The organism is Azospirillum melinis, from assembly GCF_013340935.1.
GTDB lineage: Bacteria > Pseudomonadota > Alphaproteobacteria > Azospirillales > Azospirillaceae > Azospirillum > Azospirillum melinis.
Window position 1 is genome coordinate 21,475 of the sequence record NZ_WHOS01000057.1, and the last position, 23,946, is coordinate 45,420.

Consider the following 23,946-nt stretch of genomic DNA (forward strand, 5'->3'; position numbering starts at 1 on the left):
TTCGACCGCCTCCGGACAGGGAGAACCCGTCCGGAGGCGTTAGCCCGTTCCAGTAAGCCGGTTCAGGCGGCGGCAGCGCCGGAGGGCAGCGCATTGGCATTTGCGGCGGGCACCGCTGCCGGAGCCTTGTCCTTGCGCAGTGCGCCGCGCAGGCGCAGCAGGTTGGCGGCGGCACAGAAGGCGTCCGACGCCATGGCGAAGGGCGACATCACCAGCGCGTTGTGGCTGACCCAGAAACCGCCGGCCACCAGCAGGAGAATGCGCATGCGCACCGCGTCCGACTGCCAGCGGGCCAGCGTGGAGAAGGTGATGCCCAGGCTGGACAGCGCCGAGGGCAGGCCGGACCAGGTGAACAGCGCGATGGCGGCGACGCCCGGCACCGTTGCCGCGAAGATCGCGGTCTGCCAGCGGCTGCGCCCTTCCGGCAGCGCCGCCAGCGCCTGCGCCACCACCAGCAGGCAAAGCGCCGCGGCGGTGTGCGCCCCCAGCAGCACATAGTGTGTGATGAACATCAGGTTGGTGGCAGCCTGCCCGGCCAGCAGGGCACGGCGCTTCTTCATCAGCGGCCACAGGCACGAACCGGCGAAGGCGGCGGCACCGAAGGCGTCGGCGGCCGTGACTGGCAGGGGGAGGGACAGCATGGCGGGGGGATCGGCTCGGGCAAAGGCACGGCGGTGCGGCGCCGCGGCTGCGGCCCGTCCGGATGCCGGAGGGGGTTGGGGAAAACGGGTTGTTGCCGTTCGGTCACGCTGGCGCCGGGCTGCAACAGAGCCATATGTACGGTGCCTCGTCCCGCCGCACCATCGGGCTTCCGGTTGCCCAGGGCTGCACGGCGCGCATGGAAGAAAAAACGGACGTTGCACCGCGAAATCGGCATGTCGGGCGAACGGCCGGATCAGGCGGCCATGCGCAATGGCCGTTGCGGTTCGACCATGTATTTCCGGCGCATCTTCATGAACGGTTGTTCGATGGCGAAATAGGTCAGGGTGGAAAGGGCGATCGACGCCGGCAGGACCACGGCCGTGCAGACCAGCAGCGCATTGATGTGCGGATTCGGCATCAGCTTAAGGATGTCTCCGTACCTTCCGATCTGGGTGATGACGATGAAGTTGGTCAGATAGATGGAATAGGAGATCGAGCCGATATAAGCCGTCATCCGCGACAGAGCGGGGGAACCGGAAATGCGGACGGATAGATAGGTCACAATGACAAGCGCCCAGCCGGCCGCCTCGACGGTGGGCCAGACTGTCTTCCAGGTGGCGATCACCGGATAACCTCCGGCCCGATGGAAAACCGTGATCATGGTCAGCATCAACAGGATTGCGGGCAGGAAGGCCCGGCCGAGCCACAAGGCGGCCTGTGGAGTATCGTTGCAGCGGCGCAGCGCCACGGCCGCGATCATGCCGATCAGGAACTGATCGATGCGTCCGACGATCGTCCAATAGGCGATTGCGCGGGAATTCGCGCCGAACTGATCGGCGATGAGCCGATAGACGAATGCGCACAGGATCATCAACGCCAGTTGTCGGCATCCCTGCCGGTTCAGGATCGACAGCAGGAAGGGGAAGATCAGATAAAACTGGAACTCGACGGCGACCGTCCAGAACAGGCTGGTTGCCACCCCGTAGGTCGCCTTGTTCCCGGCATTCAGGAATGGAACCGCCATCTCGAGAATTTTGGCCGGATCGACGGCATCCGGCGTCATGGCGATACCGACAAGAAGAAGCCAGGCATAGAGAGGGTAGATTCGGAGCAAGCGGTTCCGCAGGAAGCCGAAATAAGCGACTTCACGGCCGTTTGCGCCCCATGTGAAGATGAAGCCCGATAACACCATAAAGAGCGCGACGCCGGTGTGTCCCTCCACCACCATCGCCAGCAACGGGTTTTTTGTGTGGACCCAACCTTCAATCAGGTTCCCACCCGCCGATTGGGGGAGGAGCTGAAACGAGTGGTAGTATAAAACGATAAGAGCTGCAAATGCACGGAGATGGTCAAGCCGTGGAAGATATGCAATGTTGACGGATTTTTCCATTATTCTGCTTTTCAAAATTCTGTTTCAGGTTCAAAATTTTCTATAATGGTTCGTGCAGTCTTTTTCTCAAAAAATCCCTTCATTCATAAAGCTGCTGCCCTTTGCGGCGATGGTTACCTGAATCGGGGCGCGGCCTATGTCGTGCCGTCGGTATTCGAATCTATAGCCTGTACTCCGCTCTCAATCTCCGTCTCCTTCAGCACCTCGTCCAGCCAGCGCAGATGCGGCTCGGCGGCCTTGCGCGCCTCCTCCTGGGTCTGGCGGTAGCGGGCCACCACCTCCTGACCCAGCGGGGTCAGGCCGGCACCGCCGCCCTCACGCCCGCCGACGCTGGTGCGGATCACCGGTTCGCGGAAGGCGGTGTTCATCGTCTCCACCAGGAACCAGGCGCGGCGGAAGGTCATGTCCAGCGACCGCGCGGCGGCGGAGATCGAGCCGGTGCGGTCGATGGCCTCCAGCAGGGCGATCTTGCCGGGGCCGATGGCGCCCGACGGGTGCAGAAAACGGACACGAAGGTCGGCAGGCATGGTGTTCCGATGCAAATCCGAAAGAGAGGGGAACAACCATGTGGAGGCCGACCCGCCGGTTCAAGCGACAAGTCGGGCAATAGGGGGAATTACCGATGGGATATGCAATCGGCCGCACCCCTCCAGTGGCTTCCCAGCATTGCGTCCCGGGGCGGCTCCCCACTGTCCCAGAGTTACTCCGCCCCGGCGGCCTCGGCGAGGCCCAGGAAGGCGGGCAGTTCGTGGGTGATGACGTAGGTGGGGATCGGCGCCAGGAAGTCGCGCATCCGGCCCTTCTCCATGAAGCGCTTGCGGAAGCGGGAGTGGGTGAACAGCGTGCCCAGCTTCGGCACGATGCCGCCGGCGATATAGATGCCGCCGCGCGCCCCCAGCGTCAAAGCGAGGTTGCCGGCGACGGTGCCCAGCATGGCACAGAACATCTCCACCGCCTCGACGCAATGGGCCTCGCTGCCGTTCAGGGCGTTGTCGGCCACCTGCGCAGGCGTGAGGGCGGCCGGTTCCCGCCCGTCCAGGATCGACAGCGCGCCGTAGAGGTTGACGAGGCCGGGGCCGGACAGCACCCGCTCGGCCGAAACATGCTCGAAGCTTTTGCGCAGTTGGCCGAGAACGGCGCTCTCGCGGTCGCTGATCGGCGCCATGGTGACATGGCCGCCCTCGCCCGATAGGGCGGTCCAGCGGTTGTTGGCGCCCGGCACCAGACCGGACACACCCAGCCCGCTGCCCGGCCCCAGCACGCCGACGACCGCCCCCGCCTGCGGCGCGCCCTCGCCGATCTGGCGACGGTCCTCTTCGGCCAGACGCGGCACCGACAGGGCGACGGCGGTGAAGTCGTTGATGACGACCAGCCCGTCCAGCCCCAGCGCGTCCCGTACCCGGTTGACGGAAAACTGCCAGACCAGATTGGTCATGGCGATGCGGTCGCCGGTGACTGGACCGGCCACCGCGAAGGCCCCGCGCCGCGGCCGGCCGGGGGTACCGACCGCCGCCAGCCCGACCGCCGTCAGATAGGCGGTGGCCGCATCCTCGATCGAGGCGTAATCGGCACAGCGCAGCACGCGGGTGTCGCGGACGATACGGCCATCGATCAGGCCGAAGCGGGCATTGGTGCCGCCGATGTCGGCGACCAGAATGGGGGCCGGAGTGGGAGCAGCGTTGCCGGCGGTGCCGGGAATGGCGGGGGAGAGGTCGGCGGCCATGGATCCGGATCTGCGGTGTTGGTGGGCCGAGCGGATGCTCAGGTGACCGGAAAGTCATACGGTGCCCGGGTCAATGCGTCTACATAGCTTTCGCGCCACCAGTTGATGTCCTGTCGCCGCAGGGTCTGCATCAGGGCGGCGTGGCGTTCCTTGCGCTCGCCCAGCGGCATGGTCAGGGCCCGTTGCAGAGCATCGCCGACGCCCTCGATGTCGAACGGGTTGACGATCAGCGCCTCGCCCATCTCGTGGGCGGCACCGGCGAACTGGGACAGCACCAGCACGCCCGGATTGTCGGCGTCCTGGCAGGCGACATACTCCTTGGCGACGAGATTCATGCCGTCGCGCAGCGGCGTCACCAGCCCGACATTGGCCAACCGGTAGAAACCGGCCAAAACGCGCTGGCCGAAGCTGCGGTTCAGGTAGCGGATCGGTTGCCAGTCGAACTCGGCGAAGCGGCCATTGATGCGGCCGGCCATTTCCGACAGCTCACGGCGGATGGCGATGTATTCCGGCACATCCTCGCGGGAGGGCGGGGCGACCTGAAGGAAGGAGACGCGGTTGCAATGCTCCGGATAGCTTTCCAGAAGCTGTTCGAAGGCGGCGAAGCGCTGCGGCAGGCCCTTGGAATAGTCGAGCCGGTCGACGCCGATGATCAGCCGGCGCCCCACCAGGCTTTCGCGCAGCCGTTCGGCCTGGCGCGAGCGGCCGGCGGTGCGGGCCAGGCTTTCCAGTGCCGGGGTGTCGATGCTGATGGGGAACACCTTCGCCATCAGGGTGCGGCCGAAGGCGCGGATCATCGCCGTCCCGTAGGCGCCGCGCTGCTCCACCGTGCCGTCGGTCTCGGTGCGGATGTAGTCGCAGAAGCCGCGCAGGTCGGTGGCGGTGTGGAAGCCGACCAGATCGTAGGCGCACAGTTCGCGGATCAGGTCGCGGTGGTTGGGCAGGGCGGTCAGCAGTTCCGGCGGCGGGAAGGGCGTGTGCAGGAAGAAGCCCATGCGCTGCGAACAGCCGCGGCGGCGCAACTCGTCGCCGAAGGGAATCAGGTGATAGTCGTGGACCCAGACCATGTCGTCCGGGCGCAGCAGCGGCTCCATCTTGTCGGCGAAATAGGCGTTGACCCTGGAATAGCCTTCGCGCGTGCGCCGGTTCACCGAGATCAGCCCCAGGCGGTAATGGAACAGCGGCCATAAGGTCTGGTTGGCGAAGCCGTTATAATATTCCTCATGGTCGCGGCGGCCCAGATCCAGCGTGGCGTAGGTCAGCTTGCCGGCCTCCGTCTTGGTCGGCTCCGCCTGGGACTCGCCGTCGACGACCGTTCCGCTCCATCCGAACCAGATGCCACCGGTCTTCTTCAAGGCTGCCAGGATGGCGACGGCGAGACCGCCTGCGGCCTGCTTGCCCTCCTCCATAAGGGCGACCCGGTTGGATACGACGACGAGCCTGCTCACGATCTTCTTCTCCTTATTGGCCGCCGGCAGGGCGTTCCGCAGTCCGCATCTTCAGGGCCGCCGTGGCGGACACCCGGTATTGGACCACTGCGAAACGACAAAGGGCGGCCTTGGTTCCGAACCCCCGCCGTCACGCTCACGATAGCGGTCCGAAGGTACGGCTCCCTTTGTCCTTTAGGGCAGGCTGTTTCACGAAAGGTTATGCTGCGGTGCAGCAAACGCTGCTGACCCCTATCCGGTTCGCGGTATCTCCTGTCTCGATTAACGTGATGTAATGAATGAGAAATTCTTTTTGGGCTTGAAGCGCGGAGGTCATGCGCTCATATTGTGCAGTGCGGCAACGGTCGCGCCTTGGCGTGGACGTTGGCGTAACGCACTTCTTGGGCGTTTCCTCCCTAGACTAAAGGCCGCGGGTCCGCCCGCGGCCCTTTTTTTGCCCATGGCCCGTTGGCTGGGACGGGAGGATCAGCGCGGACCAAGCCCGTCGGGCGGCAGCAGGCCCAGCGTGTCGACCAGTTCGGTCATGTGGCGGGCCAGGGTGCCCAGATAGGGCAGGCGGGTCAGCGCCGCCTCGTCCATATAGAGGTCGCGGGCGATTTCGATCTGAAGCGTGTGGATGCCCTGGCGCGGCCGGCCGTAATGGCGGGTGGTGTAGCCGCCGGCATAGGGATTGTTGCGGCTGACCGCATAGCCCAGCCCGCGCAGGTAATCCTCAGCCGCGTCGATCACCGCCGGGGCGCAGGCATTGCCGAAACAGTCGCCCAGCACGATGTCGGGGTGGGTGCCGCCGCGCCCGCTTCCCCGCCCACCAGTGGTGACGCTGCCCGACGGCATGGAATGGCAGTCGATCAGCAGGACATGGCCGAAGGCGTCGCGGGTGCCGTCCACCAGCTGGCGCAGCGCGTTGTGATAGGGGGTGTAGCAGCGGCTGACGCGGTCCAGCGCCTCGGCGAAGCGCAGCTTGCCCTTGTAGATGTCCTCGCCGTTGGCGACCACGCGGGCGATGGTGCCCAGCCCCGCAGCCACCCGGGGGGAGCGGGTGTTGACATAGGCCGGCAGCGAATCGGCGAACATCTCCGGGTCCAGCTCGTAGGCCTCGCGGTTGACGTCCAGATAGGCGCGCGGGAACAGGGCGCGGATCAGCGGCACGCCGAAGCCTGGAGCGAAGGCGAAGATCTCATCGACGAAGCAATCCTCCGACTTGCGCAGCGCCTGGGCATCCAGGCGGGACGAGGCGAGGAACTCTGCGGAATAGGCGTTGCCGCTGTGCGGCGACGCCAGCACGAGCGGCAGTCTCTGGCTCTGCGGGGCCAGAATTTCGAAGGCCGGGGCGTTGGGCAGCGGAGCGTTGGCAGCCGGGTCGGCACCGGCGCCAGCGCCGCGTTGCGCGTCGAAGGAGGCGTCCATGATCGAATGATGTAATGGACGCCGGCCCCGGTGTCACGGAACCTCTGTCACGGGACCATCCGCGATGGGACCTGTGATGGGGGTGGCCGCCGCCCTGCCACCGGCGGATAAAAAAAGCGGATGGGCGGTACGAAAGGGCTTGCGTGTCGGCAAGGAGGTCGGTATACACCCGCCCACGCCGGACGGAAAGACGCCAAGCGCTTCTCCGCCGGACGCTACAGTGGGCGGTTAGCTCAGCGGGAGAGCACTACGTTGACATCGTAGGGGTCACTGGTTCAATCCCAGTACCGCCCACCATTCTGAAGGCCGCGGACCGGAACGGGTTCGCGGCCTTCGCCGTTCTGGTGCTGCTTTTGGGGCTGCCGCACCTCTTCGGCGGCTGCATATCTGAACTTCCTCCGTCAGGACCGCAGCCTCTCGCCACAATCCTCCCTGCGCCGTACCATCCGGTCGGCAAACAAAGCATCGGGAGGATCTTCATGCCTGTCCATACCCCGCACCGCAGCGGCCGGAGCCTTGCCGCAGCCGTCGGCGCGGTGCTGGTCTGTGCCGTCACCGCCCTGTCGTCCGCCGGTGCGCTGGCGCAGACCGCTCCGTCGGTATCGGCCGCTTCACAGCCGGCCGAAAGTTCGCGCCTGGATGCCGTTCTGTCGGCCGGTACGCTGCGCGTCGGCACCACCGGCGACTACAAGCCCTTCACCTACTTGAACCCGCAGACCCAGAAGTTCGAGGGCATGGACATCGACCTCGCCGAAGCGATGGGCAAGGCGCTGGGCGTGAAGGTGGAGTTCGTGAAGACCAGTTGGAGCAACCTGCTGCCCGATCTGCTGGCGGACAAGTACGACATCGCGGTTGGCGGCGTCTCCGTCACGCTGGAGCGGCAAAAGAAGGCACTGTTCTCCGATCCGCTGATGCGCGACGGCAAGACGCCGATCACCCGCTGCGAGAACAAGGACCGCTTCCAGACCGTCGCTGACATCGATAAACCCGGCGTCCGCCTGATCGTCAACCCCGGCGGCACCAATGAGAAGTTCGCCCGCGCCAACATCCGCACGGCGCAGATCGAGGTCCATCCGGACAACGTCACCATTTTCGACCAGATCGTCGCCGGCAAAGCCGACCTGATGATCACCGACGCGGTGGAGACGCGGCTACAGCAGAAGCTGCATCCCGAACTGTGCGCCGTCCATCCGGACCAGCCCTTCGACTTCTCGGAGAAGGCCTTCCTGCTGCCGCGCGACATCGTGCTGAAGCTGTGGGTCGACCAGTGGCTGCACCAGACCGTCGCCACCGGCCAGTATCAAGCGGTGTTTGATCGCTGGCTGAAGTAGCTGGTCCCGGTAACTGGAGATGCCGTCGGGCCGTCCGCAGCGCGGCGGCATTTCCATGCGGCCCGATGGAGTTCCGCAACTATGCACCGAACCGGCGTCTGTATCCGACGCCCGGTGCAAACACACCAAGGGCCCGGCGATTGCTCGCCGAGCCCTTGATCGATTTGGTGGAGCCAAGGAGGATCGAACTCCTGACCTCTACAATGCCATTGTAGCGCTCTCCCAGCTGAGCTATGGCCCCTTAACTCTGGGGGCCGGTCGTTTCCGTCCGGCCTTGGTGGAGCGGGATAATAGTCAGGCAGCGGAGTGATGCAAGCGGAAAATTCGTCCTTTCGCGCTTTTTTCACCACCCCGGCGCCTGTCCCGCCGCCACCGGGAAGGGCGCCGGTCAGCGCTCTTCCTCGTCCTCGCCCTCGACGTCGACGACCTCGTCCATGTCGTCCTCGCCGAGTTCGGACGTGTCCTCGATCAGGACATCGTCCTCGTCCTCGGCGGTGTCGTCGGCTTCCTCGATGTCGTCGACCGACATTTCGTCTTCGGCATCCTCCAGTTCCGGAGTCTCGGCCTCGGTCTCGACCTCTTCCTCGTCCTCGGCCACGACAGCCGCCTTCTTGGTGTCGTCGACCGGGGCCGGACGGGCCTTGCGGGACTTCAGCAGAGCCTCGGGATCGAACTGCGCGCCACAGCTCGGGCAGACCGGCGGGTCCTTGCGCATGTCATAGTAACGAGCGCCACAGCTCGGGCAGATGCGCTTGACGCCCCATTCGGGTTTGGCCACGCCACGTCCTCCGTCACAAAAATCAGGGGGGTTCTCAAGAGGCGCCCTTTGCCATGCCCTGCGGCGCTTGTCAAAAAAAAGATGAGACGAGCCGGCCGCTGCGGCGTCGCAGCACCGGCGGGAAAGTGGTATCCCGCCCGGGCAGGGGTTGCCTTTACACGGCGTTAACCATAACTCGCTAGAACGGACCTGCACACCGTGCAACTCCTCCATTTGGTTTCCTCCTTGAACTCGGGGCCGCTTTCGGGCGGCCTCTTTTCATGTGCGCAAGGCGGAGGTCGCCGGAGGGCGGCCGGGACGCTGGTGCGGGCGGCGATTTGGCCCCTCTCGCATCGGGGCAGGGGCTGTGATAGGAACGGCGGCCACAACCGCTTCCCGTTCCGATCCGAAGGACCCGTCCCATGACGCACGCAAGGCCGCTGCGCTCCACCACCACCGGCGCGATCCGGGGCAGCATCCGCGTGCCCGGCGACAAGTCGATCTCGCACCGGTCGCTGATGCTGGGCGCCATCGCCGTGGGCGAGACGGTGATTCACGGACTGCTGGAAGGGGAGGATGTGCTGCATACCGCGGCGGCCATGCGTCTGCTGGGCGCTCAGGCGGAGCGTGACGAAGCCGGCGTCTGGCACGTGCGCGGCGTCGGGCTGGGTGCGTTGCAGGAACCGGCGCAGGTGCTGGACATGGGCAACAGCGGCACCGCCGCCCGCCTGCTGATGGGGCTGGTCGCCGGCCATCCGATCACCTGCGTCTTCACCGGCGACGCCTCGCTGAACAAGCGCCCGATGGCCCGAGTCACCAAGCCGCTGGAGGAGATGGGGGCCCGCTTCGTCGGCCGCTCCGGCGGACGCCTGCCGCTGACCGTGGTCGGCAGCGGCGAGCTGGTTCCGATCACCTACCGCCTGCCGGTGGCCTCCGCCCAGGTCAAGTCGGCGATCCTGCTGGCCGGTCTCAACACCGCCGGCGCCACCACGGTGATCGAGGCGGAGCCGACGCGCGACCACACCGAGCTGATGCTGCGCCATTTCGGCGCCACCGTGACCACCGAGCGGCTGGAGGACGGCGCGCTGGCCGTCACCGTCACCGGCCAGCCGGAGCTGACCGGCCGCAGCATCCATGTGCCGGCCGATCCCAGCAGCGCCGCCTTCCCGGCGGTCGCCGCCCTGCTGCGGCCGGGCTCCGAGCTGCTGCTGAACGACGTCGGCATGAACCCGCGCCGCACCGGCCTCTACGACACGCTGGTGGAGATGGGCGCCGACATCGCCTTCGAGAACAGTCGCGACCAGGCGGGCGAGCCGGTGGCCGACCTGCGGGTGAAGCACAGTGCCCTGAAGGGGGTCGTGGTGCCGGCGGATCGCGCGCCGAGCATGATCGACGAATATCCGGTCCTGGCCGCCGCCGCCGCCTGTGCCGAGGGCACCACGGTGATGCTGGGGCTGAAGGAACTGCGGGTGAAGGAGAGCGACCGCCTCGCCATGGTGGCGGAGGGGCTGACCCGCTGCGGCGTGTCGGTCGAGGTCGGTGCCGACGACAGCCTGACGGTCCATGGCACCGGCAAGCCGCCGAAGGGCGGCGCCACCGTCCTCACCGCCATGGACCACCGCATCGCCATGAGCTTCCTGGTTCTGGGCATGGCGACCGAACAGCCGGTGTCGGTCGACGACGGCGCCTTCATCGACACCAGCTTCCCCGATTTCGTCGGGCTGATGAACGGGCTCGGCGCCGCGATCGTGGAGGCGTGAGGCCATGACGCAGCCGCTTTCCAACCAGGGCGCTCCGGCCGGGACCGTGGTCGTCGCCATCGACGGCCCGGCCGCCAGCGGCAAGGGCACCCTGTCGCAGCGCATCGCCGACGCCTTCGGCTTCGCCCACCTCGACACCGGCGTGCTGTACCGTGCGGTCGGCGTGTCGGTGCTGCGGGCCGGCGGCGATCCGGCCGACAATGCGGCGGCGGCGCATGCGGCCTATGACCTGCACCCCGAACACCCGATCCTGCGGGAGGTGGCCCTGCGCACCGACGAGGCGGCGCAGGCGGCCAGCAAGGTGGCGGCGGTGCCGGAGGTGCGGGCGGCGCTGCTCGACTTCCAGCGGCGCTTCGCGACCCACCCGCCGGGCGGCGCGCCGGGGGCGGTTCTGGACGGGCGCGACATCGGCACGGTGGTCTGTCCCGATGCCCAGGCCAAACTGTTCATTACCGCTTCGGTGGAGGTCCGGGCCGAACGGCGACTCAAGGAGTTGCAGAGACGGGGGATTCCGGCTATATCCTCCGATGTCCTGGAGGACATGAAGGCTCGTGATGCGCGCGACAGCCAGAGAGCGGTGGCCCCGCTCCGTCCGGCTGCCGACGCTTTTGTGCTTGATACGTCCGCTCTCGATGCCGATCAGGTGTTCTCGATGGCGGTCGCCCACATCGGTTCGAAAACCGGTCTGAAGCCCACGGCGTAACGCCGCCGCTTCCGACTTCCGTTGACGGGCCGCCGGTGGCGGCGCGAACGGGTCCGACTCCCTCCAAGGAAAACCATCAACCAAGTCGCCGGGCGTGGTGCCCGGCGCGGCGGTTCGGTCGAGGTCCCACCCGTTTTGCCGCGGGAGGGACCGGAACGGGGCCGCTTTCGCGCCACCTTTAGGAGTTTCAATGGCACAGTCACTGGCCCGCACGGTCGAAAAGGAAAGCTTCGCGTCTCTGCTTGAAGAGTCGCTGGGCGCGGCCGAGTCGCTCGAAGGTACGGTCGTCAAGGGACGCGTCGTCGCCGTCGAGAACGACATGGTCACCATCGACGTCGGTCTGAAGTCGGAAGGCCGCGTCGCGCTGAAGGAATTCGCCGTTGCCGGCCAGCCGCCCGAGCTGAAGGCGGGCGACACCGTCGAGGTCTACCTCGAGCGGATGGAAGACAAGAACGGCGAGGCGATGCTGAGCCGTGAGAAGGCGAAGCGCGAAGAAGCCTGGGCCCTGCTGGAGAAGTCGTTCAACGACCAGACCCGCGTCACCGGCGTCATCTTCGGCCGCGTCAAGGGTGGCTTCACGGTCGACCTGTCGGGCGCCGTTGCCTTCCTGCCGGGTTCGCAGGTTGACATCCGTCCGGTCCGCGACATCTCCCCGCTGCTGGGCACCCCGCAGCCGTTCCAGATCCTGAAGATGGACCGCTCGCGCGGCAACATCGTCGTGTCGCGCCGCGCCGTGCTCGAAGAGAGCCGTGCGGAGGCCCGCTCGGAGCTGGTGGCCAACCTCAAGGAAGGCCAGATCCTCCAGGGTGTCGTCAAGAACATCACCGACTACGGTGCGTTCGTCGACCTGGGCGGCGTCGATGGCCTGCTGCACGTCACCGACATCGCGTGGCGCCGCATCAACCATCCGTCGGAAGCCCTGCAGATCGGCCAGACCGTCACGGTCCAGGTCATCCGCTTCAACCCGGAAACCCAGCGCATCAGCCTGGGCATGAAGCAGCTCGAAGCCGACCCGTGGGAAGGCGTCGAGGCCAAGTATCCGGTCGGCGCGAAGTTCAAGGGCCGCGTCACCAACATCACCGACTACGGCGCCTTCGTGGAGCTGGAGCCAGGGATCGAGGGCCTGGTCCACGTTTCGGAAATGTCCTGGACCAAGAAGAACGTCCATCCGGGCAAGATCGTGTCGACTTCGCAGGAAGTCGAGGTCATGGTCCTGGACGTCGATCCGCAGAAGCGCCGCATCAGCCTTGGCCTGAAGCAGTGCCTGGACAACCCGTGGGAGACCTTCACCGACAAGTTCGGTCCTGGCACCGAACTGGAAGGCGAAGTCAAGAACATCACCGAGTTCGGTCTGTTCGTCGGCCTCCCGGGCGACATCGACGGCATGGTCCACATGTCCGATCTCGACTGGAACAAGTCGGGTGAAGAGGCGATCGCCGAGTACAAGAAGGGCGACCGCGTCAAGGTCAAGGTTCTCGACGTCGATGTCGAGAAGGAGCGCATCAGCCTCGGCATCAAGCAGCTGGCCAGCGACCCGTTCGAGTCGGCCACTGCCGGCCTGAAGAAGAACGAAGTCGTGACCTGCACCGTGACGCAGGTGACGGACGGCGGCATCGAAGTGACCGTCGGCGAGGGCTACACCGGCTTCATCCGCAAGTCGGACCTGTCCCGCGACCGTTCGGAACAGCGCCCGGACCGTTTCGCCGTCGGCGAGAAGGTCGATGCCAAGGTCACCCAGATCGACCGCGCTTCCCGCCGCATCTCGCTGTCCATCAAGGCCCGCGAGATGGAGGAAGAGAAGCAGGCGATGGCCGAGTTCGGTTCGTCCGACTCGGGCGCCTCGCTGGGCGACATCCTGGGCGCCGCTCTGAAGCGCAAGCAGCAGAACGACGAGTGATCGCCTGAGGTCTCCTCCCTTGCAGCAACGCGAGGGAGGGGGCTTAGCGATCTCCCGGAAGAGTAAGTGAAAGGCCGCGTCCCGGTTGGGACGCGGCCTTTTTCGTCGCTCCATTTTGCTAACGCCGCCGCGGTTCCGGGCTGCGGGTCAGGGAGGTGATGCTGTCGTCGTAGCGGAATTCGGGCATGTCGCGGACGCTGGCGGCCGTCACCTCGCGCAGATGGATCGCCTCGGTGCCGGTCCGCAGGTCGGCCAGGGTCAGGTCGGCCGCAATGTCCTTGCCGCCGAAGCCCAGAATGCCGCCGGAATGGATTACGATGTATTGGGCCTCACCCTTGTCGTTGAGGATCACGTCGGTGACGGTGCCGATTTTCGACCCGTCGGCACCGAGGACTCTGCGGTCCATCAACTGGTCGACGCTGGGGCCGGTCTTGCGTTCCACCGCCGCACCAACGGCCGGAGTCGAACCGTTGATGATGACGCTCTGGGCAGCCGCGCCCAGCGGAGTCGCCATACCGACAAGCAGTGTCAGTGCCGACAATGCGAACCACATCTTGTGGGTGATCTTCAGCATGGGCGCTTCTCCTCCCCCAAGGATCTATGGGATCGCGCGGGATCCATCTTGGCTCCACCCGCCTTAACCGGGGACGCTTGAAATAGTTGCGGGGAGGCCGTCCTTACCCCTCTTCCGTGTCGATCCACAGGCCGACCGGCGGCGACTCGGCGGCTCCTCCAGCCCGCTTTTTCGAGTCGCCCCTTGGATTTCGCCAAATTGCCGCGAGTCGAGGCGCAGCGAATCGGTGGTGTGTGCTATGGGGCACAGGCAACAAGATGTTGATTTTCACTGCAACGAAGCGCTGGTGATCGGCTGCGTTTTGCGCTCTAATCGGTGCGTGGCGCCGTCCGATCCGGCATCGGCGGTGATTCGAGTGCCTACAGCTTGTGCCTCACGACCGCGATGCGGTCCGCCACCGCCCCCGAAAAAATTACTTGGCAGGCGGGAACAGGATCCCCAGTGACGGGTTGAACACCACAAGATCAAGGTTTTGAGGGGTTCGTCGATGTCAACCACAATATCTAGCAGAGTGGGGCTTGCTTGCCCCGGTCACGCTGGCTAGGATGCCGCTCACGTGACCCGGCCGGCCTTTAGCGGCGGCCCCGGTCGGCAGCACAGCGGCGACGGCGGACAGCCGGGCATCGAGCCCCCTGTTTGTACGGCGCCATCTGCGTTGCCGGGCCGGACGGCGGATGAAGACCGCCGGCCGCTTCGACAGGACGGGTCGCACCATATTTCCATTTGAGCGCGCCGCGGCGGGCTCCAAGCAAGGGACAGTCTCATCATGCGGATTGAGCGTCGTTTCACGCACGAAGGCCAGGACGCCTACGCCAGCCTCGGTTTCCGCCAGGCGACCAGCGAGATCCGCAACCCGGATGGGACGATCGTCTTCCAGCAGACCGGCATCGAGGTGCCGGACAACTTCTCGCAGGTCGCCAGCGACATCCTGGCCCAGAAGTATTTCCGCAAGGCCGGTGTCCCCGCAGCGCTCCGCGCCGTGGAAGAAAACACCGTCCCGTCCTGGTTGTGGCGCAAGGAGGCTGACCAGGAGAAGCTCGCCGCCCTGCCGAAGGAAAAGCGTTTCGTCGGCGAGCATTCGGCCAAGCAGGTCTTCGACCGTCTGGCCGGCACTTGGACCTATTGGGGCTGGAAGGGCGGCTATTTCGACACCGAGGCCGACGCGCACACCTTCTTCGACGAGATGCGCTTCATGCTGGCCGCCCAGATGGCGGCCCCGAACAGCCCGCAGTGGTTCAACACCGGCCTGCACTGGGCCTACGGCATCGACGGCCCGAGCCAGGGCCACTTCTACGTCGATTTCAAGACCGGCCTGCTGACCTCGTCCGCCTCGGCCTACGAGCATCCGCAGCCGCACGCCTGCTTCATCCAGTCCGTCGCCGACGATCTGGTGAACGAGGGCGGCATCATGGACCTGTGGGTGCGTGAGGCCCGCCTGTTCAAGTACGGCTCGGGCACCGGCTCCAACTTCTCCCGCCTGCGCGGCGAGGGCGAGAAGCTGGCCGGCGGCGGCAAGTCGTCGGGCCTGATGAGCTTCCTGAAGATCGGCGACCGCGCGGCCGGCGCCATCAAGTCGGGCGGCACCACCCGCCGTGCGGCCAAGATGGTCACGGTGGACATGGACCACCCGGACATCGAAGGCTACATCGACTGGAAGGTGAACGAGGAGCAGAAGGTCGCGGCGCTCGTGACCGGCTCCAGGATCTGCCAGAAGCACCTGACCGCGGTGATGGCCGCTGCCCAGTCGGGCCTGGACCCGAAGGAGAACAAGGAGCTCAAGAAGGCGATCCTCGCCGCCCGCAAGGATCAGGTGTCGGAGAACTACATCCAGCGCGTGATCCAGTTCGCCGGCCAGGGCTTCACCTCGATCGAGTTCAAGACCTACAACACCGACTGGGATTCGGAAGCCTACCTGACGGTCTCCGGCCAGAACTCCAACAACTCCGTGCGCATCTCCAACGAGTTCGTGCAGGCGGTGCTGGACGATGCCGACTGGAACCTGATCGGCCGCACCAACGGCAAGGTGGTGAAGACCGTCCGTGCCCGCGACCTGTGGGACAAGGTCGGCTACGCCGCCTGGGCCTGCGCCGATCCGGGCGTGCAGTTCGACAGCACCATCAACGAGTGGCACACCTGCCCGGCCTCGGGGCGCATCAACGCCTCGAACCCGTGCTCGGAATACATGTTCCTCGACGACACCGCCTGCAATCTGGCGTCGCTGAACCTGATGTCGTTCCGTCTGAAGGACGGTTCCTTCGACGTCGAGGCGTTCGAGCATGCCTGCCGGCTGTGGACCATCGTGCTGGAAATCTCCGTGCTGATGGCGCAGTTCCCGTCGAAGGAAATCGCCCAGCTCTCCTACGAGTTCCGTACGCTGGGCCTCGGCTTCGCCAACCTCGGCGGCCTGCTGATGGCGTCCGGCCTGTCCTACGACTCGGACGAGGGCCGCGCCTACTGCGCCGGCATCTCCGCCGTCATGACCGGCGTCGCCTATGCCACCTCGGCCGAGATGGCGCAGGAGCTGGGCACCTTCCCGGGCTTCGAGGCCAACCGCGACCACATGCTGCGGGTCATCCGCAACCATCGCCGCGCCGCCAATGGCGAGATGAACGGCTATGAGGGTCTGGCGGTCGAGCCGGTGCCCTTCGTCGCCGACCTTTGCCCGGACCAGGAACTGGCCCTGGCCGCCGTCCGTGTGTGGGACGAGGCGCTGGAACTGGGCGAGGCCCATGGCTTCCGCAACGCCCAGGCCACCGTGGTCGCCCCGACCGGCACCATCGGTCTGGTGATGGACTGCGACACCACCGGCATCGAGCCCGACTTCGCCCTGGTGAAGTTCAAGAAGCTGGCCGGCGGCGGCTACTTCAAGATCGTCAACCGTCTGGTGCCGGAGGCGCTGAAGACGCTCGGCTACACCCCGGACCAGATCGAAGAGATCGCGCTTTACGCCGTCGGCCACGGCACGCTGAAGAACGCCCCGGGCGTGAACCACGAGGCGCTGAAGGTCAAAGGCTTCACCGACGAGTTGCTGGAGCGGCTGGAGGGCAACCTCGCCACCGCCTTCGACATCAAGTTCGTCTTCAACCGCTGGACCATCGGCGCCGACTTCTGCACCCAGGCGCTGGGCATCCCGGCCGAGACGCTGGACGCCCCGGGCTTCGACCTGCTGAGCCACATCGGCTTCAGCAAGTCGCAGATCGAACTGGCCAACACCTTCTGCTGCGGCGCCATGACCTTGGAGGGTGCTCCCTTCCTGAAGGACGAGCATCTGTCGGTGTTCGACTGCGCCAACCCCTGCGGCCGCATCGGCAAGCGCTTCCTGTCCTGGGAATCGCACATCACGATGATGGCAGCGGCGCAGCCCTTCATTTCCGGCGCCATCTCCAAGACCATCAACATGCCGAACACGGCGACGGTCGACGAGTGCAAGGACGCCTACCTGATGTCCTGGCGCCTGGGCCTGAAGGCGAACGCGCTCTACCGCGACGGCTCCAAGCTGAGCCAGCCGCTGCAGGCCGCCCTGCTCGACGACGAGGAGGATGGCGAAGCGGTCGAGGCGGTGATCGAGGCGCCGGCCGCCGTGCGCGCCCAGATGGTCACCGAGCGCATCGTCGAGAAGGTGATCGAGCGGGTGGTCGAGCGGAAGAGCAGCTCGCGCGAGCGTCTGCCGCACCGCCGCAAGGGCTACACCCAGAAGGCCAATGTCGGGGGCCACAAGGTGTATCTGCGCACCGGCGAGTATGAGGACGGCCGGCTGGGCGAGATTTTCATCGACATGCACAAGGAAGGTGCCGCCTTCCGGTCGCTGATGAACAACTTCGCCATCGCGGTGTCGATCGGCCTGCAGTATGGCGTGCCGCTCGAGGAGTTCGTGGAGGCCTTCACCTTCACGCGCTTCGAGCCGTCGGGCATGGTGACCGGCAACGACACCATCAAGATGGCGACATCGATCATCGACTACATCTTCCGCGAGATCGCCATCTCCTACCTGAACCGCACCGATCTGGCGCACGCCACGCCGGAGGATCTGGTGCCGTCGACGGTCGGCAGCGGCGACAAGCAGGGCGACCTGCCGGACACCCAGGTGCAGCCGTCCGACATCGTCCGCCGCATCGCCTCCACCGGCTATGTCCGCAACAACCTGCGCGTCCTGCATGGTGGCCAGACCCAGCGTGCCAGCGCCGCGGCGGCCTTCGCCGCCACCGGCACCGACACGGCGGCCGTGAGCGTCACCGCGTCGGCGGGTACGCAGGTGTCCGCCCAGGCGGCCATGTCGGCCAGCCCGGCGGTTGCCGCCGCCACTGCGCAGGGCCATGTCGCCGCCACCGCGGCCACCGGCACGGCCTATGGCGGCAGCACCAGCGATCAGCGCTTCGACCGCATCCGCGAGGCCCGCGCCCGCGGCTATGAGGGCGATCCCTGCGGCGAGTGCGGCAACATGACCCTGGTCCGTAACGGCACCTGCCTGAAGTGCGACAGCTGCGGGTCGACCACCGGCTGCAGCTGATCCCAAGGATGGCGCTCCCGCCGGGGGCGTCATCTGAAGGCCAGTGACGATGGGGAGGGAGTGGGAAACCGCTTCCTCCCTTTTTGTTGTGCACGAACGGTTTCAGCGATGGTGGATTAGAACCGTTCTTGTGTGGCTGCAACAAGTTGGCCGACGTGTGACGAGCCTTGACCGTGCCGCGTGTGTTCATGTTAGCTGACTCTCCCGGGGGCGCCGACGCGGCGTTCCCGAAGCATGTCCGGAGGGATCAGGGGTCATGGATTCGGCCGCGACCGCGCTGGACGACCGTCTGCCGTCCGATCGCCTGTTGCGGGCAACCGCCGCGCAATGGAACGCTGCCTTGGTCTGGACATCGGCCGACGGGGCCATCGTCGGTGCCAACCCCGGCTTTGCCCGGCTGGCCGGCCTCCCTTTGGAGACGCTGGTCGGCCGCTCGTTGCCCAGCCTGCTCGATCTCGGCGGACGTGACTGGCAAGCGGTATGGGACGGTGCGCGGGGGGATCATCCGCCGCCCGGTGCCGGCGCCTTGCGGATCCTGCGCCATGATCCGGTCCCGGTCGATCTGTTTTGGCAGCATCTGACCGACGGGGGCGATGAGCTGCTTCTGTGCGAGATGCGCAACTTCGACGAGCGTGAGCGTGCGGAGGCGGTGGCCCGCCTGCAGCAGAATGTTCTGGAACTCGTGGCGACCGGCCGGTCGCTGAAGCAGGTCCTGGATTTTCTCTGTCGGCAGGTCGAGGCCTGTGCGCCGGAGGTCGCCTGTTCGGTGATGCTGCGGGACGACGAGAACCGCATGCGGGTCGCCGCCGCCCCATCGCTGCCCGCCGGCTACACTGCCAACATCGACGGGCTTGCCATCGAGCCGGACGTCGGCTGCTGCGGCAGCGCGATGAGCGTGGGCGAGGCGGTGATGTCTGTCGATATCGCCGGTGATCCGCGCTGGGCCAAGCGTCGCGACCTCGCTCTGGCCAATGGGTTGGCCGCCTGCTGGTCCAACCCGATCAAGGGGCGGGACGCCCGCATGCTGGGCAGCTTCGCGCTCTATTACCACCATCCGCGCCCCGTTGCCGCTTTTCACCGCCGGCTGGTGGAAGCCTGCGTGCATCTGTGCGCGCTCGCCATCGAACATGACCGGGCGCGGGCGGAGATCAACCGGCTGGCCTACTTCGACACGCTGACCGGGCTGCCCAACCGCCAGCTTCTGGCCGACCGCGCCACCGCAGCGCTGGCGCTGGCCGGGCGCACCCGGCAGCCGGTGACGCTGATGTTCCTGGACATCGACCGCTTCAAGACCATCAACGACTCGCTGGGGCATGCGGTCGGTGACCGTCTGCTGGTGGAGGTGGCGACCCGGCTGAAGCAGCTGTTCATCGAGGGCGACACGCTGGCCCGGCTGGGCGGCGACGAGTTCGTGGCGTTGCTGCCGGGCTGTGACGCGGCACACGCCTCGCTGCTTGCCGAGCGGGTGCTCGCCGCCCTGGCGGTGCCGGTGACGGTGGCCGATCTGACGCTGACCCCGACCGCCAGCATCGGCATCGCCGTGCATCCCGACGACGGCATGGATTTCGACACGCTGCTGCGCCAGGCCGACGCGGCGATGTACCGGGCCAAGCAGGCGGGCCGCAACCGCTGCCACTTCTTCCGCCGCGACATGAACGAACAGGCCGTGCGCCGGCTGGAGATGGAGGCGGCGCTGCGCGAGGCGCTGGACCGGCAGGAGGCGGGCTGTCCGGAGGACGAGGCACCATTCGAGCTGTATTACCAGCCCCAGTTGCGGTTGAAACCGAACTGCCTGCACCGGGTGGAAGCGCTGATCCGCTGGACCCACCCGCGCTGGGGAGCGGTGTCGCCGGTGGAGTTCGTGCCGCTGGCCGAGGAGTGCGGGCTGATCGACCGGCTGGACAGCTGGGTGTTGCAGACATCGGTGGCGCAGCTCGGCCGCTGGCGCGCGGCGGGGGTGCCGGTGCCCGGGCTGGCGGTGAACGTCTCCGCCGTCCGCTTCGCCCGCGGCGACCTGCCGGATCAGGTCCGCGCCGCGCTGGCCACCAATGGCATCCCGGCCAACGATCTGACGCTGGAGATCACCGAACGGCTGATGATGACGGAGGAGATCGGCGTCCATGACGCGCTGGATGCGCTGCATGCGCTGGGCGTCACCCTGTCCATCGACGATTTCGGCACCGGCTATTCGTCGCTGAGCTATCTGAAGCGCTTTCCAGTCGGCGAACTGAAGATCGACCGCAGTTTCGTCAAGGAACTGGACATCGACGCCGCCAACCGGCCGCTGGTCCGCGCCATCATCCAGATCGGCGAGGCGCTGGGCCTGACCGTCGTCGCGGAGGGGGTGGAGCGTGAGGCCCAGCACCGCATGCTGGAGGCGGAAGGCTGCGCCATCGGCCAGGGTTATCTGTTCGCCCGGCCGATGCCGTCGGCGGCGCTCGTGAGCTGGCTGGCGGGGGCGGGCAAGCACTGGGTCGAATGTCCGGCCGACGCTTGCTTCAGCATCTGAAACATTTGCAGGGGAAATGGTCCCGTTTTTCTTTGGATTTACGGGGTACTTCGGGCGCAATTCACCGGCCGAATCGGTATTATGCGGATCCGCCGGAGTAATGGGGATGCGGGCAATACGATATAGCCGCAACGCTCCTTTGCTGGTGAAGCGCAGGTCATCCTGTTCTAGACCACGCGACTGTCTTGTGTCCCAACGTTTGGGGCGATAGAAGGTCCACTCAGCGGCATGTGCGGTCAAGCAAACTGACCACGGGGTTTCGCCCGGCGGATTTCCGCAGGGTGGAACGGTCGTTGGAGACAAGGGGAGCACCCACATGCCGGACGACCATGGGGCGAGAGGAAATCCGCAATGGCGAGCCAGGGTGAATCCAAGTGGGTCTACAGCTTCGGGGCCGGTGCCACCGAAGGACGGGCCGATATGAAGAACCTGCTGGGCGGCAAGGGCGCCAATCTGGCCGAAATGGCCAATCTTGGCCTGCCCGTTCCGCCGGGCTTCACGATCACCACCGAGCTGTGCACCTATTTCTACGCCAACGGACGCTCCTATCCGCCGGAGCTGACGACGCAGGTGAACGCCGCCATCGCTCGGCTGGAACAGGCGATGGACGCCAAGTTCGGCGATCAGGCCAACCCGCTGCTGGTGTCGGTCCGGTCCGGCGCCCGCGCGTCGATGCCGGGCATGATGGACACCGTCCTCAACCTGGGCCTGAACGACGCGACCGCCGCTGGTCTCGCCAAGCGGTCGGGCGACGGCCGCTTCGCCTACGACAGCTACCGCCGCTTCATCCAGATGTACTCCAACGTCGTGCTCGACGTTGAGCATCACCATTTCGAGGACATCCTCGACAACCACAAGCGCGACAAGTCCTACAACCTCGACACCGACCTGTCGGCCGAGGATTGGCAGGCGGTGATCGAGGACTACAAGAAGGCGGTCGAGCGCGAGCTGGGCCGGCCCTTCCCGCAGGACGTGCAGGAGCAGCTGTGGGGCGCCATCGGCGCCGTCTTCGGCTCCTGGATGAACGCCCGCGCCATCACCTACCGCAAGCTGCACGACATCCCGGCCGACTGGGGCACCGCGGTCAACGTGCAGTGCATGGTCTTCGGCAACATGGGCAACGACTGCGCCACCGGCGTGGCCTTCACCCGCAACCCGTCGACCGGCGAGAACGCCTTCTACGGCGAGTATCTGGTCAACGCCCAGGGCGAGGACGTCGTCGCCGGCATCCGCACGCCGCAGCACCTGACCGTCGCCGGCAAGATCGCCAACAAGTCCGACCTCCCCGCCATGGAGGAGGTGATGCCGGAGGTGTTCAACCAGCTGAACGAGGTCCGCCTCAAGCTGGAGAAGCACTACCGCGACATGCAGGACATCGAGTTCACGGTCCAGCAGAACAAGCTGTTCATGCTGCAGACCCGCAACGGCAAGCGCACCGCGCCGGCCGCGCTGAAGATCGCCGTCGATCTGGCGAACGAGGGCGTCATCGACCGGGACGAGGCGGTCCGCCGCATCGATCCGGCCTCGCTCGACCAGCTGCTGCACCCGACGCTGGACCCCAAGGCCGACCGCAAGGTCATCGCCAAGGGCCTGCCGGCCTCCCCCGGTGCGGCGTCGGGCAAGGTGGTCTTCACCGCCGACGAGGCCGAGCAGATGGCCGGCAAGGGCGAGTCGGTGATCCTCTGCCGCATCGAGACCTCACCCGAGGACATCCACGGCATGCACGCCGCCCGCGGCATCCTGACCAGCCGCGGCGGCATGACCAGCCACGCGGCGGTGGTGGCCCGCGGCATGGGCCGTGCCTGCGTGTCGGGTGCGGGCGACCTGCGCATCGACTACAAGACCAAGCAGATGTCGGTCCGCGGCGTCGCCGTCAAGGAAGGCGACATCCTGACCATCGACGGCTCCACCGGCGAGGTGATGCTGGGCGAGGTGCCGACGATCCAGCCGGAGCTGTCGGGCGACTTCGCCACCCTGATGGGCTGGGCCGACAAGATCCGCCGGATGAAGATCCGCGCCAACGCCGAAACGCCGCTGGACGCCCGCACCGCGCGGAAGTTCGGCGCCGAGGGCATCGGCCTGTCGCGCACCGAGCACATGTTCTTCGACCCGGAGCGCATCCTGGCCGTCCGCGAGATGATCCTGGCGGAGGACGAGGCCGGCCGCCGCAAGGCGCTCGCCAAGCTGGAGCCCTTCCAGAAGAAGGACTTCGTCGATCTGTTCACGATCATGACCGGCCTGCCGGTGACGATCCGCCTGCTCGACCCGCCGCTGCACGAGTTCCTGCCGAACACCGAAGAGGACATGGCGGAGGTCGCCCAGGCCACCGGCACCGATCAGCTGCGGGTGCGCCACCGCACCATCCAGCTCCATGAAGCGAACCCGATGCTGGGCCATCGCGGCTGCCGTCTGGGCATCTCGTACCCCGAGATCTACGAGATGCAGGCCCGCGCCATCTTCGCCGCCGCTGCCGAGGTCGCCAAGACCACCGGCGAGGCCGTCATTCCGGAAGTGATGATCCCGCTGATCATCACCCGCAAGGAGTTCGACATCCTCAAGGCGGTGATCGACCGCGCCGCCGAGCAGGTGAAGGCCGAGACCGGCGTGACGGTGGAGTATCTGACCGGCACGATGATCGAGATCCCGCGCGCGGCCCTGAAGGCCGGCGAGATCGCCGAATCGGCCGAGTTCTTCAGCTACGGCACCAACGACCTGACCCAGACCACGCTGGGCCTGTCGCGCGACGACGCCGGCAGCTTCCTGCCGGAGTACCAGCGCCAGGGCATCCTGGAGCAGGACCCGTTCCAGTCGCTGGACGTCACCGGCGTCGGCGAACTGGTGGAGATCGCCACCGAGCGCGGCCGCAAGGTCCGTCCGGACATCAAGCTCGGCATCTGCGGCGAGCATGGCGGCGACCCGGCCTCGATCTCCTTCTGCGAGAAGATCGGGCTGACCTACGTCTCCTGCTCGCCCTACCGCGTGCCGATCGCCCGTCTGGCGGCGGCGCAGGCGGCGCTGAACAGCGACACGGTCAAGCGCGACTGAGCCGAACCGGGTAGCTGAAACGATGTCGGCCCTCTTCCCGCAAGGGAAGGGGGCCGTTTCGTTTTGGGGGCGGAGTGGGGTGGGTGGAACAGTGTGGAACAGGTTTTGGGGGACTGGACCGCCCCCTGGACCGCCCCCCGAAGTTGAGACGCTTGTTAAATTGTTCCGGATTGGTCAGGCCACCAGGGCCGGGCGGCCGCCCGGCCCTGGTGGCGGGAAATTTTCCTCGAACTCGACCGGTGGGCTGTAGGCA

General features: G+C 66.4%; 15 protein-coding genes and 2 tRNA genes. 8 read left to right on the forward strand and 9 right to left on the reverse strand.

Annotated elements, in window-relative coordinates:
- Positions 1 to 62 precede the first annotated feature (62 nt).
- The 6 genes from GBZ48_RS28590 to GBZ48_RS28615 form a co-directional block, all read right to left on the reverse strand.
- Positions 63 to 641 (reverse strand): YgjV family protein, encoded by a 579-nt coding sequence (locus GBZ48_RS28590; RefSeq protein ID WP_174474138.1) that lies wholly within the window; start codon positions 639 to 641, stop codon positions 63 to 65.
- A gap of 254 nt (positions 642 to 895) precedes the next feature.
- A complete protein-coding gene (locus tag GBZ48_RS28595) occupies positions 896 to 2,032 on the reverse strand; it encodes an acyltransferase family protein (RefSeq protein ID WP_174474139.1) in 1,137 nt (378 codons plus the stop codon).
- Positions 2,033 to 2,166: 134 nt separating this feature from the next.
- Positions 2,167 to 2,559, reverse strand: coding sequence for a winged helix-turn-helix domain-containing protein (locus GBZ48_RS28600; RefSeq protein WP_109050407.1), 393 nt, complete (start codon positions 2,557 to 2,559; stop codon positions 2,167 to 2,169).
- Between the two features lie 173 nt (positions 2,560 to 2,732).
- The gene (locus GBZ48_RS28605) at positions 2,733 to 3,755 is read right to left on the reverse strand and encodes a glucokinase (RefSeq protein ID WP_174474140.1); all 1,023 of its coding nucleotides are present in this window, start codon (positions 3,753 to 3,755) and stop codon (positions 2,733 to 2,735) included.
- 38 nt (positions 3,756 to 3,793) lie between these two features.
- Positions 3,794 to 5,203: an alpha,alpha-trehalose-phosphate synthase (UDP-forming) gene (gene otsA / locus GBZ48_RS28610; RefSeq protein WP_174474141.1), complete on the reverse strand. Its 1,410-nt coding sequence runs from the start codon at positions 5,201 to 5,203 to the stop codon at positions 3,794 to 3,796.
- Positions 5,204 to 5,668: 465 nt separating this feature from the next.
- Positions 5,669 to 6,610 (reverse strand): N-formylglutamate amidohydrolase, encoded by a 942-nt coding sequence (locus GBZ48_RS28615; protein ID WP_174474142.1) that lies wholly within the window; start codon positions 6,608 to 6,610, stop codon positions 5,669 to 5,671.
- A gap of 222 nt (positions 6,611 to 6,832) precedes the next feature.
- On the opposite strand from GBZ48_RS28615, the gene GBZ48_RS28620 reads away from it, so the two are divergent.
- Both GBZ48_RS28620 and GBZ48_RS28625 read left to right on the forward strand, forming a co-directional pair.
- Positions 6,833 to 6,907 (forward strand) — tRNA-Val (locus GBZ48_RS28620).
- A gap of 182 nt (positions 6,908 to 7,089) precedes the next feature.
- Positions 7,090 to 7,941: a transporter substrate-binding domain-containing protein gene (locus GBZ48_RS28625; protein ID WP_174474143.1), complete on the forward strand. Its 852-nt coding sequence runs from the start codon at positions 7,090 to 7,092 to the stop codon at positions 7,939 to 7,941.
- A gap of 165 nt (positions 7,942 to 8,106) precedes the next feature.
- Here GBZ48_RS28625 and GBZ48_RS28630 read toward each other — a convergent pair.
- Positions 8,107 to 8,182: transfer RNA gene (locus GBZ48_RS28630), tRNA-Ala, on the reverse strand.
- Between the two features lie 147 nt (positions 8,183 to 8,329).
- Positions 8,330 to 8,719, reverse strand: a complete 390-nt coding sequence (locus GBZ48_RS28635; RefSeq protein WP_109051898.1) for a TIGR02300 family protein — start codon at positions 8,717 to 8,719, stop codon at positions 8,330 to 8,332.
- Positions 8,720 to 9,120: 401 nt separating this feature from the next.
- On the opposite strand from GBZ48_RS28635, the gene aroA reads away from it, so the two are divergent.
- The 3 genes from aroA to rpsA all read left to right on the forward strand — a co-directional run bounded on the left by aroA (position 9,121) and on the right by rpsA (position 13,058).
- Entirely contained in the window at positions 9,121 to 10,458 is a 1,338-nt protein-coding gene (aroA, locus tag GBZ48_RS28640) for a 3-phosphoshikimate 1-carboxyvinyltransferase (RefSeq protein WP_174474144.1), read from the forward strand.
- Between the two features lie 46 nt (positions 10,459 to 10,504).
- The gene (cmk, locus tag GBZ48_RS28645; RefSeq protein ID WP_174474149.1) at positions 10,505 to 11,161 is read left to right on the forward strand and encodes a (d)CMP kinase; all 657 of its coding nucleotides are present in this window, start codon (positions 10,505 to 10,507) and stop codon (positions 11,159 to 11,161) included.
- A 190-nt stretch (positions 11,162 to 11,351) separates the two neighbouring features.
- The gene (gene rpsA, locus GBZ48_RS28650) at positions 11,352 to 13,058 is read left to right on the forward strand and encodes a 30S ribosomal protein S1 (RefSeq protein ID WP_042694362.1); all 1,707 of its coding nucleotides are present in this window, start codon (positions 11,352 to 11,354) and stop codon (positions 13,056 to 13,058) included.
- 118 nt (positions 13,059 to 13,176) lie between these two features.
- Here rpsA and GBZ48_RS28655 read toward each other — a convergent pair whose 3' ends face one another.
- Positions 13,177 to 13,632, reverse strand: a complete 456-nt coding sequence (locus tag GBZ48_RS28655; RefSeq protein ID WP_174474145.1) for a PRC-barrel domain-containing protein — start codon at positions 13,630 to 13,632, stop codon at positions 13,177 to 13,179.
- 766 nt (positions 13,633 to 14,398) lie between these two features.
- Between GBZ48_RS28655 and GBZ48_RS28660 the strand changes: the two genes are divergently transcribed.
- The 3 genes from GBZ48_RS28660 (at position 14,399) to ppdK (ending at position 23,693) form a co-directional block, all read left to right on the forward strand.
- The gene (locus GBZ48_RS28660) at positions 14,399 to 18,139 is read left to right on the forward strand and encodes a vitamin B12-dependent ribonucleotide reductase (RefSeq protein ID WP_174474146.1); all 3,741 of its coding nucleotides are present in this window, start codon (positions 14,399 to 14,401) and stop codon (positions 18,137 to 18,139) included.
- Positions 18,140 to 18,395: 256 nt separating this feature from the next.
- A complete protein-coding gene (locus tag GBZ48_RS28665) occupies positions 18,396 to 20,648 on the forward strand; it encodes a putative bifunctional diguanylate cyclase/phosphodiesterase (RefSeq protein WP_174474147.1) in 2,253 nt (750 codons plus the stop codon).
- A gap of 351 nt (positions 20,649 to 20,999) precedes the next feature.
- Positions 21,000 to 23,693 (forward strand): pyruvate, phosphate dikinase, encoded by a 2,694-nt coding sequence (gene ppdK / locus GBZ48_RS28670; protein WP_174474148.1) that lies wholly within the window; start codon positions 21,000 to 21,002, stop codon positions 23,691 to 23,693.
- Positions 23,694 to 23,946: the final 253 nt, after the last annotated feature.

What these genes read in the sequence shown, in the direction of transcription:
- GBZ48_RS28590 (WP_174474138.1), bottom strand. Translation starts at nt 641, where the DNA reads ATGCTGTCCCTCCCCCTGCCAGTCACGGCCGCCGACGCCTTCGGTGCC.
- GBZ48_RS28595 (WP_174474139.1), bottom strand. Translation starts at nt 2,032, where the DNA reads ATGGAAAAATCCGTCAACATTGCATATCTTCCACGGCTTGACCATCTC.
- GBZ48_RS28600 (WP_109050407.1), bottom strand. Translation starts at nt 2,559, where the DNA reads ATGCCTGCCGACCTTCGTGTCCGTTTTCTGCACCCGTCGGGCGCCATC.
- GBZ48_RS28605 (WP_174474140.1), bottom strand. Translation starts at nt 3,755, where the DNA reads ATGGCCGCCGACCTCTCCCCCGCCATTCCCGGCACCGCCGGCAACGCT.
- GBZ48_RS28615 (WP_174474142.1), bottom strand. Translation starts at nt 6,610, where the DNA reads ATGGACGCCTCCTTCGACGCGCAACGCGGCGCTGGCGCCGGTGCCGAC.
- GBZ48_RS28625 (WP_174474143.1), top strand. Translation starts at nt 7,090, where the DNA reads ATGCCTGTCCATACCCCGCACCGCAGCGGCCGGAGCCTTGCCGCAGCC.
- aroA (WP_174474144.1), top strand. Translation starts at nt 9,121, where the DNA reads ATGACGCACGCAAGGCCGCTGCGCTCCACCACCACCGGCGCGATCCGG.
- rpsA (WP_042694362.1), top strand. Translation starts at nt 11,352, where the DNA reads ATGGCACAGTCACTGGCCCGCACGGTCGAAAAGGAAAGCTTCGCGTCT.
- GBZ48_RS28655 (WP_174474145.1), bottom strand. Translation starts at nt 13,632, where the DNA reads ATGCTGAAGATCACCCACAAGATGTGGTTCGCATTGTCGGCACTGACA.
- GBZ48_RS28660 (WP_174474146.1), top strand. Translation starts at nt 14,399, where the DNA reads ATGCGGATTGAGCGTCGTTTCACGCACGAAGGCCAGGACGCCTACGCC.
- GBZ48_RS28665 (WP_174474147.1), top strand. Translation starts at nt 18,396, where the DNA reads ATGGATTCGGCCGCGACCGCGCTGGACGACCGTCTGCCGTCCGATCGC.
- ppdK (WP_174474148.1), top strand. Translation starts at nt 21,000, where the DNA reads ATGGCGAGCCAGGGTGAATCCAAGTGGGTCTACAGCTTCGGGGCCGGT.